Source organism: Arthrobacter sp. Dra40 (assembly GCF_059091905.1).
This window is the reverse complement of the sequence record NZ_JBNHHB010000194.1, coordinates 1-9,626: the sequence shown is the minus strand read 5'-3', so window position 1 is coordinate 9,626 and position 9,626 is coordinate 1. Positions and strand designations below refer to the sequence as shown.

The following is a 9,626-nucleotide window of genomic DNA, read 5'->3' as shown; positions in this document are numbered from 1 at the left end:
GGCATCGCCCTGATCCTGGGCGTGCTGACCCGCCTGGTTGCAGCCCTGTTGGCGCTGGACATGATCGGCGCCCTGGTGCTCGTCCACGCCTCTGCAGGAGTCTTTGTGGACGGCGGCGGCTACGAACTGGTGCTGCTGCTCGGCGCGGCTGCCCTGGCACTGGCGCTGGTCGGCCCAGGCCGGCTCTCGCTGGACCGTGCGCTGTTCGGCAAGACCAAGCTGGCGGCCATGGCCTAAAGACCGGCCGGTTCGATCCGGACAGCACAGCGGGCAGGAGCAACCGAGAGGATGCACCTGCCCGCTGTGCTGTCCACACCGACCTGCGGGCGGCCGGGCCCTGGCTGGACCTCAGGCGGCCAGCAGCGCGGACGCCGTTGGGCCTACTTCCGCTCATCATCCCGAACTTTAGCTCGATGAGTTGGACCGACCCTTGTAGGGTGTCCGCATGGCACCTCTACAACCGATCGGATTCTGGCTGAAGCTTGTGGACCGGCTGATCGACGAGCAATTCGTCGAGACCATGGAAGAGCACGGCATCACCCGCCGGCAGTGGCAGATGATGAACCTGCTCGCTGACAAGCCCTCCACCGCGGCAGAACTCACGGCCGCCTTGGGGCCGTTCATCCCCGAAGATGAGGACGAAGCCCCCCAGGAACCAGTGGATGAACTGGTGGAAAGCGGCTGGGTGAGGCTCACCGACGAGCGCTACGCGTTGACCGACACGGGCCGGGCAAGCCTCGCATCACTCGGCGACGTGGTTGATAGGACCCGGGCCCTGGTAACCGAAGGCATCAGCGAGGATGAGTACGCGGCCGCCCTCGACGTCCTCGAGCGCATCGCCCGGAACCTCGGCTGGGAAGGCTGAGAGCCATGGTGACACCGGCGCAGCCGCATTCACTGCCGCCAATTGGTGCTCCGGCGACGCGCGCCCTGGTCTCGGCCGGCATCACCGACTTGGCTGAGGTTTCCCGCTACAGCCCGTCCAAGCTGCTCGCACTGCACGGTGTCGGACCCAAGGCGGTCCGGATTCTTGGGGAAGCGCTGGCCGCGGCCGGGCTGTCATGGGGCGCAGACGGCTAGCTGCAGGACTACGGCGACGCGTGGGCGGTTGGGGAGGCAGGACAGATGTGCAGGTTATTCGGACTCCATGCAGGCGGCCACCGCGTCCATGCCACGTTCTGGCTGCTCGCCGCGCCGGATAGCCTGTCCGAGCAAGGCCGCGGCCAACCCGACGGGGCCGGAGTGGGCATTTTCTCGTCCCTCGGCGCTCCGATCGTTAGCCGGCAGGCGGAATCTGCCTGGCACGGGCGGAAATTTGAACTCGCCGCCCGCGACTTCCGCTCTTCGACGTTCCTGGCGCACGTTCGATTCTCTTCCGGCAGCAAGGCCTCAATCTCCAACACTCATCCGTTCGAACAGGACGGCCGGTTGTTCGCCCACAACGGCGTGTGCCGCGGGTTGGAGCTGCTCGACGAGCGCCTCGCCCGCCTCGGCGCCGCATCCCTTGTGCGCGGGCAGACAGACAGCGAACGGATTTTCGCCCTCATCACCGCCGAAACACGCCGTAACGAGGGCGACCTCGACCAGGGCATTGCTGCCGCATTGGGGTGGATCATCGACACACTGCCGCTATATAGCTTGAACATGATCATCACGACGGCGGACCGACTGTGGGCGCTGCGCTATCCCGAAACCAATGAACTCTACGTGCTGGAGCGCAGAGCCGAAGAGCCCGCCGGCCATGATCAACTCGACGCCCGAAGCAGTCGGATCAGGGCGCGCTTCCCCGTTTGGCCCGGTACCCGGCCGTGGTCATAGCCAGTGAAGTCATGGACGGTGAACCGGGCTGGCGGCTGATGGAGCCCGGGGAGCTGCTCTGCATCGGTCCGGACCTGAGCTTGGAATCGAGCAAACCGTTTGGGTCCAGCCCCGCGTTCCCGCTTGCCCTCTCCGACTTGGGCCTGCACGCCCAGAGCCAACGCCCCGGCTAAGGCGGGGATGCGCCGGGCTCCACCGGCCCGGGCACCGCCGTCGTTGTCTCAGCGGAAGTTAGGCTCGCCCACATACGGTTCCAGGATCATCCGCTGGCGATCACTCAGGCGCAGCAGCCGGCCGGTGTCCGAATGGAAGAAGGCAAGCGTCGTTTCCGCCAGCACACACTGCTCGCCGGTGACAGGATCAACGATCAGGTAAGCGATGGTCAGGCTGGCGCCCTTAATCGCGCTGATCCAAACCTCCACGTGCGCCGGGATGTTGCGGTAGTTCAGCGGACGGACGTATTTGACCCGATGTTCGGCCACCAGGGCCTGCGTGGACTCCGGCAGGTCGGAGAAAACCGGCAGGTCAACTTCCAGCCCCTGGCTGCCGGTACCCGCGGGAGGGCCGAACGCATGGATGCGCGCTTCCTCCAGGATGCGCAGGATCTCCACATTGTTGATGTGCCCGTAGGCATCCATATCGCCCCAACGCATCGGAACGTTGCAGGTCAGTCGCTGGGCGGAAGGTCTCTGAGTCATCGCCAGATTTACTTTACCGGCCGTTCACCCTGGAGAAACCGTTTGGCATTGCGGCTCGTGAACCCTATAGTGGGAGGGCGCCACAGGGTGTGATGCGCAACACAAGCCTCATGATGAATATATACAAAACAGCAGATACAGCGAGCAATACCGCGGGATTCGACGTTTGGGTGGATGTCGAACTGCATGTCGATACCCAGTTGGGGCTCATCCAGTTCTGCCTCGACGGCGAACGCGTCATGGGGTGGTCCGACGATATTGGCGCCATCGCCGCGGCGGCCGCGGATTCCGGCGGCACTGCCCAGTGGTGCGAAAAATACTCCAAGCTCCTGGTGCCTAGTTCACGCAAGGGCGCCGGCAACCGCTTCTTCACCGTCTCCCGGATGGACCAAGCGAACGACGACGAGGGGAACCGCCCGGCAGCCTGACCGGTGTGAAACGGCGGCGAGCGGACATGGTTACCATGAAGCCGTGCCTACTTCTTCACCTTCGCCCCGCCCGGAACGCGGCAAGCTCGCCTCAAAGCTGCTCGGGGGCGGCATCGAACCCGACCCGCGGTTCACGCTGGCCAACGAACGAACCTTCCTCGCCTGGATCCGCACCTCCCTGGCCCTCGTGGCCGGCGGCATCGCTGTGGAAGCCTTCACCGCCGACATCTTTGTCGCGGAGATCCGCACGACCATCGCGGTCATCCTGCTCGTCCTGGCAATGGCCATCGGCGGCGGCTCCTTCTTCCGCTGGCTCAACGTCGAGAGGTCCATGCGGCACAACACTCCCCTGCCGCTGCCGCTGATCGCCCCGATCCTGGCCATTGGCGGTGGCGTGGTGGCGGCGCTGCTGCTGGTCTTCGTGGTCCTGCGGCAGGCCTGATGCGCCGCGCCCGCCCCGTGCCGGATCCGGAGCCTGTTCCGGAACACCACGATGCCGGTTTGCAGCCAGAGCGCACGTCGCTGGCCTGGAGCCGCACGATCCTCGCCATGCTTGTAGCCACGGCCATGTTCCTGCGCTGGATGCCGGAATACGGCTGGTTCACCGGGTCACTGGTTGCCGTCTCGCTGGGAACGGCCTTCGGCATCTACATCACCCAGAGATTGCGCTACCACCGGGCGGTCTCCGGCATTGCCAGGGAGGGGATCCACGCCGATGCCGCCGCGGCCGCCTGGGTGGCCGGCAGCGTGGTGATGCTCGGCGCACTCGGCATCTTTGCGGTCCTGTTCCTAGCCGTGGACTGAAGGACGACGGCGGGCTGGCCAACCGCGCGCGGGACGCCCGGAGGACGACGGCGGTGGGCTGGCCAACCTCGCGCGCGGGACGCCCGGAGGACGACGGCGGGCTGCCCACCAGGCGCGGCAACGCATGGAGGACGACGGCGGGCTGCCCACCAGGCGCGGCAACGCATGGAGGACGACGGCGGAGTGTGCGCTGGTCAGGCCAGCGGCAACGCGTCGCGGTAGACCCAGCGGCCATCTTCACGCACGAAAGTGCTCTTCTCGTGCTGCGCGCCATTCTGGCCGCCCTCGCGGTACATAGCGCGGAACTCCACGGTGCCCGCACGGTCGGATTCTCCGCCGCGCACGGTTCTCTCGATATCCAATCCGGTCCAGCGCAGGGCCGGGTCAAGTTCCAGCTGTGCCGGTCGGGTCTCCGGATGCCAGGTGTGCAGTAGATAGTGAACGTCGCCGGTCACAAACGCCGTGTAGCGCGAGCGCATGAGGGCTTCCGCTGTCGGCGCCTCCGCCTCCCGACGGTGGAACGGAGCGCAGCATTCGCGGTAGGTCCGTCCGCTCTGGCATGGACACAGCGTCAGCGCCGGAGTTTTCATCAGTGGGCCAGCTGCCGGGCGGATGCGTAAATGGCGGGCAGGGTATCGTTTTGGCCCGCCTCGCGCCGGGTTACCCAGACCTCGAAGGCTACGCGGACCACGGCGGCACACGTTTCGAAGGCGAGCTTGATCTGCAGGTCGCTGATGCCGTCGCGGCCCAACCTGTCCATCAAGGCCTCCACCAGCCCGGTGGTCCGGGTGGCATTGTGCTTGAGCAGGGCTGCCCGCAGCAGGGGTTCTTTACGGATGAGCTGGTTGACCAGCAACATGCGGCGGGCTTCCGGGGCATCGTTGTCCGCATACCCCTGCATGACCTTTTGATAGACGCGCTCAAGCTCTTCGCGGGGGTTCCCGTCCGGGTCGATGGTCAGCAAGCCCGCTTCCAGCGCGGCGTCGAAATCCTGATGTGCCGGCAAGGCGGCTTCTTCCTTGCTGGTGAAGTACCGGAAAAACGTGCGCTGGGAAATTCCGGCGGCATTGGCAATGCCGTCCACCGTGGTGGCGTCCACGCCGTACTCCTGGAACAGATGCAGCGCCGCCTCGCTGATTTCCGTCCGGGTCTGGCGTCGTCGTCGTTCCCTTAATCCGGGTGCGGCGGCAGGGAGCTCAGCCGTTTCGGGGCCGCGCACGTCAGTTCTGGAAGCGCCGCTGGACGTCGATTTCTGTGGCATAGCAGCTTCCAATTTACCCCATATTTGAGTATTGCCTGCCAATGTGGCAGTATCTGCCATAATGGCATGAAAGGGCATCAATGAACATTAAAGTTGGCGACACCCTCGTCTACCCCCCGCACGGTGCTGTAACCGTGACCGATCTCCGGACGCGTCCGTTCAAAAACTGCCAAACCAAGTTTGTGCAGTTCCGCGCGCACCATGACGGACTGATGATCGAACTGCCGCTGGGCAATGCGGAAACGGTCGGCGTCCGCAAGGCCATCAGCAAGAAGGGCGTGAAAGAAGTTTTTGCGATCCTGAAAGCAAAGGTGCCGGAGGACCAAGAAAACTGGTCGCGCCGCTTCAAGGCCAATCAGGAGAAAATCAACAGCGGCGACATCTACAGGGTCAGCGAGGTGGTCCGCGATCTCTCCCTGCGGGCCATCGAACGCGGCTCGTCGGCCGGCGAAAAGCACCAGCTCGAACAGGCCATGCGGATCCTGTGCTCTGAGCTCGCGCTGGCCGAGAAGACCGACAACGAAACAGCACGGGCCATGATCGAAGCCGTCTTCGGCCCGGTCGACGCCTCCGTTTAGGTCACCCAACTGGCGCCGTCTGACGGGCCTTGAGGCTCCGAAGGGCGCCTGCTGGCGAGATGACGCTGTCTGCGGACCACACCGGCGCCCCCACTTCACCAGAGGTGGGGGCGCCGTCTGCGTTAAAGCCGTCTGTGTTAAAGGATTCCCAGCTGCTGGAGCTGGTTCGCCAGACCTTTCCCGTCGGAGGCATAGATCCACGGGATGCTGCGCGCCGGGCCGCTGGGCCGGTCCTGCGAGCGGCCGCCGGCCAGCACCGCCTCGCTGGCCGACAACTGACGGATGGCGATGGCGGCCACGTGGTCGGGATATCGCAGTGCGAAGCCGGCGTAAATTGCTTCGTCGTGCTGGCCGTCGTCGCCAATCAGCAGCCACTTCACGTCCGGGAACTCTTCGGCCAGCCGCCGCAACTGGTCGACCTTGTGCGCTTGTCCGCTGCGGAACCAGCGGTCCTTGGTCGGCCCCCAGTCCGTGAGCAGCAGGGCACCGTCCGGATACATGTTCCGGGAGAGGAACCGGGCCAGGGTCTGCGCCACGTTCCACGCGCCGGTGGAGAGATACAACACCGGGCTGCCGGGGTGCTCGCGCGTCACCCGCTCGAGCATCACCGCCATGCCCGGGGTAGCGTTGCGCGCATGCTCGTCGAGCACAAAGGTGTTCCAGGCGGCCAGGAACGGACGGGGCAGCGCCGTGACCATGACCGTGTCATCGACGTCGGACACCACACCGAAGCGCTCCCCCGGCGGCACCACATACACCGCCGCTTCCACCGGTTCGGAGTCCTCGCACCGGAGCGTGACCGTGTGCCAGCCCGGGGGAAAGTCCACTGAAACCTTCGCGTCCAGCACACCGCCCCGGTCGGCCACCACGTGATGCTCGACGCCGGAGGCGGAGATGGTTACGCGGGCGTTGGCCACCGGCGGGCTGATGAAGTTCCGCCAGCCGCGGATCCCGTCGGCCACAAGTTTGGACGGCATCCGCCCGTTGTCGAAGGCGCCGGGTTTTGCCATCACCACCCGGCCGAGCACCCGGATCCAGCCGTCGGTGCCGTAACCCGTAAACGGCATCACGGTAGCCACATCGCCGCGCTGCCTTGCCCGCCGTTCCCTGAACGCCTGCCAGCGGTCCTCGAGGCGCATGCCGATGTGGGCTGCCTTCTCCTGGAGGTCTTCGCCGCTGCCGGTTATGGATGCCATGGTCCAAGTCTGTCATGCACACCCTTTAAGGCCCGAACTTCCGCCACGGCCTTCTCACGTGGCGCGGACCGAACCCCGGCCCCGGCGGTGGAACGGGGCCGCACGCCCGGCTGCCCGGTTGCAGGCCTTGCCCGTGGCGGAGCGAACCTGAAGACTTGCTACATGACCTTTGCAGCGCGGCACATCAGCATCGCCATTAACCGCCCCGCCAAGCAGGTCTACGACTTTGCCGGAAACCCGGAGAATCTGCCGAAGTGGGCCGCCGGGCTTAGCTCCTCCATCGGCATGGTGGACGGCGCGTGGGTGGCGGAGACTTCGGTCGGCCCGGTGCGGGTCACGTTTGCCGAGCGCAACGAGTTCGGCGTGCTGGACCACTACGTAACCCTGCCCTCGGGCGAGTCCGTCTACAACCCGCTGCGCGTGCTTGGCAACGCAGACGGCGCGGAGATTGTGTTCACCCTGTTCCGCCGCGACGACATGGACGAGTCGGCGTTCGACGCCGATGCTGCCGCCGTGGACCAGGACCTGCACACGCTCAAGAGGCTGCTCGAGGACTGAATCCCAGGCCCGCGAAAGGGTCCACGCCGGCCCCGTGAAAACCGCGCGGATATGCGCGAGGAGGGGCCACCGCCGTCGTGAATTGTCGCCGCCGGAGCGGGGCAACGGACGTAAACTGGAAGTGCTGGTTCCGACGTCAGATGCGCCCCTACCAACAGCCGAGTTGCTACTCGACGAAGATTCGAAACTCATGTGTATGGGAGGAGAAATGACGACCGCATCACCGCACGCCCATCACGCACACGCCGCCCGCGGAAATGTGCGTAACGCCGCGATGACTTCGGGAATTGTTCTCTTTGTGATCGGCGTGCTGGGCTTCATCCCCGGCATCACCATGGCTTACGGAGATATGGCTTTCGCCAGCGGCTCCGGCGCCATGCTGGTCAATGCGTTCCAAGTGTCCATGTTGCTCAACATCGTCTACCTGGTGGCAGGCGTGGTGGGCTACATCATGAGCCGCACCACCGCTGGTGCCCGGGACTTCCTGATGGGAGCGGGCATCCTGTACCTGGCGATGTGGCTGTACGGCCTGATCGTCGGTCCCGGCGCATCAGCGGCCAACTTCCTGTCCACCAACACAGCCACGACGTGGCTGAACTTCGTCCTCGGCGCCGTGATGCTGGCCATGGCCATCGCCTACATGATGCGCCACCGGAACGAGGCCCACGAAGTTCAATAACCGCTGCCGTCCCGCCGCCTTTCGGCGGGACGGTTCGCGTCCGGACCCCAGTCGGTAAGACTGGGGTTCGCTGGCTTCCGGCCCCGTCGGATACTGGCCCCGTGACACTCATGATCGTGTGCGGCCTGTTGGCGGCCGCGGGGCTGGCTGCCGTGGTCTTCCGCGGCGGGGAGCAGTTCAGGTCTCCTCCGGGGCAGGACGACGGCGGCGCGGCCGCAGGTAATGACGGCGGCGCGGCCGTGGACGGCGGCGGTGCCCTCGCAGACGAGCACGTCTCCCTTGTGCACGACGGCGGTGCCCTCGCGGACGACCACGTCACCCTTGTGCACGACGGCGGTGCCCTCGCGGACGACCACGTCACCCTTGTGCACGACGCCGGCGTCGTAGGGAATGACCACGCCACCCTCGTATACGACGGCGGTGCCCTCCCCCATGACGGCGGCGCATCCGTGAACCTTGGCGGCACCTTCTTGGATGGCCAGGCTGCCGCCGTGAATGACGGCGGTGCACCGGGCAGCGGGCGAGCTTCCGTAGCGGACGACGCCGCCTCTCCCGCGAACGACGGCATTACGTCAGGGAACGGCGGCGGTGCACTCCTGCCGTACGTCGCGCGCCGGGTGCTGTGGTGGGCGACGGTGCTGCTGGTCGGTGGCGGCGTGGCCGGGCTGTGCATGGCCGGCGCCGGCGGCCGGTTGATCATGCGGCTGCTGGCGGTGACGTCCCCCGAAGACGACGGCAGGTTGACTGATAACGACCAAACGATCGGGGAAATCAGCCTCGAAGGAACCGCCGGATTCGTCTTTTTCGGCGTCGCCATCGGTTGCGGGACGGCACTCCTTTACGGTGTGGTGCGGCCATGGCTGCCGGCCGGCCGGACCGGTGGAGCGGCCTTCGGACTGCTGTTGTTGCTGGGACTAGGCACGGTGTTCGGGCCGCTGCAGCCGGACAGCCGGGACTTTCAGGTGGTGGGCCCGGGCTGGCTCTCGATCACGGCCTTCTCCGCGCTGGCCCTTGCCCACGGCATGCTCATCGCGGTGGCCACCTCCTGGCTGTCCCGTCGCCTCCCGCTGCTTCGGACGGCAAAGGACCTGCAGTGGTATCTTCCGCTGCTGCTCCTGCTGGTCCCGCTGGCCGGTGCCACTATCGTCGTCGCGGCCTGGATGGTTGCCGCCATCGGCGTTGGCTGGGCACTGGCAGCTCTCAGGTTGAAGTTCTTTGGAGTTCAGCCAGCGGGGCTTCGTGCGAAACCGGCACTGCAGGCGGGTCTGGGGCCGCAGGAGGGCTCGGGGCTGCAGGGAGACTTGCTGCGGCGGCGCGTCTTGGTGGGCGGACGCGTTGCCTTGGTGGCGCTGGGGGTGGCCTGGGTGCCCGGATTTACCATCTCCATGGCCCATATCTTGGCGGCCGGCGGATAACCGCTGGCGAAGCTTGCACGCGGATAGCCGCTCCGAGGCGGGAAGCCGCCAGTGGTTCCAGTGCCGGCAGCCCGTAAGCCGCCAGTAGTTCCAGCGCCAGCACGCAGGCAGCCGCCAGCGGTTGCAGTGCTGGCAGCCCGTAAGCCGTAGCCGTAGCCGTCAGCCCCTTACCCTTAGCCCCTAGCCCTAGC

16 protein-coding genes are annotated in these 9,626 nt (G+C 66.1%); 12 read left to right on the top strand and 4 right to left on the bottom strand.

Features of this window, described 5'->3' with window-relative positions; genetic code table 11:
- The 5 genes from AC5RWT_RS30735 to AC5RWT_RS30715 form a co-directional block, all read left to right on the top strand.
- Positions 1 to 237: DoxX family protein (locus tag AC5RWT_RS30735; RefSeq protein WP_494083515.1), on the top strand; the 237-nt coding region annotated here is incomplete at its 5' end.
- Between the two features lie 208 nt (positions 238 to 445).
- Complete coding sequence (locus AC5RWT_RS30730; protein WP_493968597.1) at positions 446 to 865, top strand: MarR family winged helix-turn-helix transcriptional regulator; 420 nt, start codon at positions 446 to 448, stop codon at positions 863 to 865.
- Positions 866 to 870: 5 nt separating this feature from the next.
- Positions 871 to 1,080, top strand: coding sequence for a helix-hairpin-helix domain-containing protein (locus tag AC5RWT_RS30725; RefSeq protein ID WP_494083514.1), 210 nt, complete (start codon positions 871 to 873; stop codon positions 1,078 to 1,080).
- Between the two features lie 45 nt (positions 1,081 to 1,125).
- Positions 1,126 to 1,818 carry a class II glutamine amidotransferase gene (locus tag AC5RWT_RS30720; protein WP_494083513.1) on the top strand — a complete coding sequence of 231 codons (693 nt, stop codon included), beginning with the start codon at positions 1,126 to 1,128 and terminating at the stop codon, positions 1,816 to 1,818.
- Between the two features lie 11 nt (positions 1,819 to 1,829).
- Positions 1,830 to 1,991, top strand: coding sequence for a hypothetical protein (locus tag AC5RWT_RS30715; protein ID WP_494083512.1), 162 nt, complete (start codon positions 1,830 to 1,832; stop codon positions 1,989 to 1,991).
- Positions 1,992 to 2,039: 48 nt separating this feature from the next.
- On the opposite strand, the gene AC5RWT_RS30710 is transcribed toward AC5RWT_RS30715, so the two are convergent.
- Positions 2,040 to 2,516: an acyl-CoA thioesterase gene (locus AC5RWT_RS30710; RefSeq protein WP_494083511.1), complete on the bottom strand. Its 477-nt coding sequence runs from the start codon at positions 2,514 to 2,516 to the stop codon at positions 2,040 to 2,042.
- Positions 2,517 to 2,626: 110 nt separating this feature from the next.
- On the opposite strand from AC5RWT_RS30710, the gene AC5RWT_RS30705 reads away from it, so the two are divergent.
- The 3 genes from AC5RWT_RS30705 to AC5RWT_RS30695 are packed head-to-tail and all read left to right on the top strand — an operon-like array spanning position 2,627 to position 3,748.
- Positions 2,627 to 2,944 (top strand): hypothetical protein, encoded by a 318-nt coding sequence (locus AC5RWT_RS30705; RefSeq protein ID WP_494083510.1) that lies wholly within the window; start codon positions 2,627 to 2,629, stop codon positions 2,942 to 2,944.
- 43 nt (positions 2,945 to 2,987) lie between these two features.
- The gene (locus tag AC5RWT_RS30700) at positions 2,988 to 3,386 is read left to right on the top strand and encodes a YidH family protein (RefSeq protein ID WP_494083509.1); all 399 of its coding nucleotides are present in this window, start codon (positions 2,988 to 2,990) and stop codon (positions 3,384 to 3,386) included.
- On the top strand, positions 3,386 to 3,748 hold the full coding sequence (locus AC5RWT_RS30695) for a DUF202 domain-containing protein (RefSeq protein WP_494083508.1): 363 nt from the start codon (positions 3,386 to 3,388) through the stop codon (positions 3,746 to 3,748). The genes AC5RWT_RS30700 and AC5RWT_RS30695 overlap by 1 nt, the downstream gene beginning before the upstream one ends.
- A 194-nt stretch (positions 3,749 to 3,942) precedes the next feature.
- Here AC5RWT_RS30695 and AC5RWT_RS30690 read toward each other — a convergent pair whose 3' ends face one another.
- A complete protein-coding gene (locus tag AC5RWT_RS30690) occupies positions 3,943 to 4,338 on the bottom strand; it encodes a YchJ family protein (RefSeq protein ID WP_494083507.1) in 396 nt (131 codons plus the stop codon).
- A complete protein-coding gene (locus AC5RWT_RS30685) occupies positions 4,338 to 5,009 on the bottom strand; it encodes a TetR family transcriptional regulator (RefSeq protein ID WP_494083506.1) in 672 nt (223 codons plus the stop codon). Before AC5RWT_RS30685 ends, AC5RWT_RS30690 begins: the two co-directional genes overlap by 1 nt.
- A gap of 212 nt (positions 5,010 to 5,221) precedes the next feature.
- On the opposite strand from AC5RWT_RS30685, the gene AC5RWT_RS30680 reads away from it, so the two are divergent.
- Entirely contained in the window at positions 5,222 to 5,587 is a 366-nt protein-coding gene (locus AC5RWT_RS30680) for a CarD family transcriptional regulator (RefSeq protein ID WP_494083505.1), read from the top strand.
- Positions 5,588 to 5,724: 137 nt separating this feature from the next.
- Here AC5RWT_RS30680 and AC5RWT_RS30675 read toward each other — a convergent pair whose 3' ends face one another.
- Positions 5,725 to 6,783: an App1 family protein phosphatidate phosphatase gene (locus AC5RWT_RS30675; protein ID WP_494083504.1), complete on the bottom strand. Its 1,059-nt coding sequence runs from the start codon at positions 6,781 to 6,783 to the stop codon at positions 5,725 to 5,727.
- A 162-nt stretch (positions 6,784 to 6,945) separates the two neighbouring features.
- Between AC5RWT_RS30675 and AC5RWT_RS30670 the strand changes: the two genes are divergently transcribed.
- From AC5RWT_RS30670 to AC5RWT_RS30660, 3 genes are all read left to right on the top strand, one after another.
- Positions 6,946 to 7,341 carry an SRPBCC family protein gene (locus AC5RWT_RS30670; protein ID WP_493968608.1) on the top strand — a complete coding sequence of 132 codons (396 nt, stop codon included), beginning with the start codon at positions 6,946 to 6,948 and terminating at the stop codon, positions 7,339 to 7,341.
- A 208-nt stretch (positions 7,342 to 7,549) separates the two neighbouring features.
- On the top strand, positions 7,550 to 8,020 hold the full coding sequence (locus tag AC5RWT_RS30665; RefSeq protein WP_494083503.1) for a DUF4383 domain-containing protein: 471 nt from the start codon (positions 7,550 to 7,552) through the stop codon (positions 8,018 to 8,020).
- A 101-nt stretch (positions 8,021 to 8,121) separates the two neighbouring features.
- Positions 8,122 to 9,435, top strand: coding sequence for a hypothetical protein (locus tag AC5RWT_RS30660; RefSeq protein WP_494083502.1), 1,314 nt, complete (start codon positions 8,122 to 8,124; stop codon positions 9,433 to 9,435).
- Positions 9,436 to 9,626: the final 191 nt, after the last annotated feature.

Bases quoted from the DNA above. Each gene is read 5' to 3' on its own strand.
- AC5RWT_RS30730 (WP_493968597.1), top strand. From the start codon at position 446: ATGGCACCTCTACAACCGATCGGATTCTGGCTGAAGCTTGTGGACCGG.
- AC5RWT_RS30725 (WP_494083514.1), top strand. From the start codon at position 871: ATGGTGACACCGGCGCAGCCGCATTCACTGCCGCCAATTGGTGCTCCG.
- AC5RWT_RS30720 (WP_494083513.1), top strand. From the start codon at position 1,126: ATGTGCAGGTTATTCGGACTCCATGCAGGCGGCCACCGCGTCCATGCC.
- AC5RWT_RS30715 (WP_494083512.1), top strand. From the start codon at position 1,830: ATGGACGGTGAACCGGGCTGGCGGCTGATGGAGCCCGGGGAGCTGCTC.
- AC5RWT_RS30710 (WP_494083511.1), bottom strand. From the start codon at position 2,516: ATGACTCAGAGACCTTCCGCCCAGCGACTGACCTGCAACGTTCCGATG.
- AC5RWT_RS30705 (WP_494083510.1), top strand. From the start codon at position 2,627: ATGATGAATATATACAAAACAGCAGATACAGCGAGCAATACCGCGGGA.
- AC5RWT_RS30695 (WP_494083508.1), top strand. From the start codon at position 3,386: ATGCGCCGCGCCCGCCCCGTGCCGGATCCGGAGCCTGTTCCGGAACAC.
- AC5RWT_RS30690 (WP_494083507.1), bottom strand. From the start codon at position 4,338: ATGAAAACTCCGGCGCTGACGCTGTGTCCATGCCAGAGCGGACGGACC.
- AC5RWT_RS30685 (WP_494083506.1), bottom strand. From the start codon at position 5,009: ATGCCACAGAAATCGACGTCCAGCGGCGCTTCCAGAACTGACGTGCGC.
- AC5RWT_RS30680 (WP_494083505.1), top strand. From the start codon at position 5,222: ATGATCGAACTGCCGCTGGGCAATGCGGAAACGGTCGGCGTCCGCAAG.
- AC5RWT_RS30675 (WP_494083504.1), bottom strand. From the start codon at position 6,783: ATGGCATCCATAACCGGCAGCGGCGAAGACCTCCAGGAGAAGGCAGCC.
- AC5RWT_RS30670 (WP_493968608.1), top strand. From the start codon at position 6,946: ATGACCTTTGCAGCGCGGCACATCAGCATCGCCATTAACCGCCCCGCC.
- AC5RWT_RS30665 (WP_494083503.1), top strand. From the start codon at position 7,550: ATGACGACCGCATCACCGCACGCCCATCACGCACACGCCGCCCGCGGA.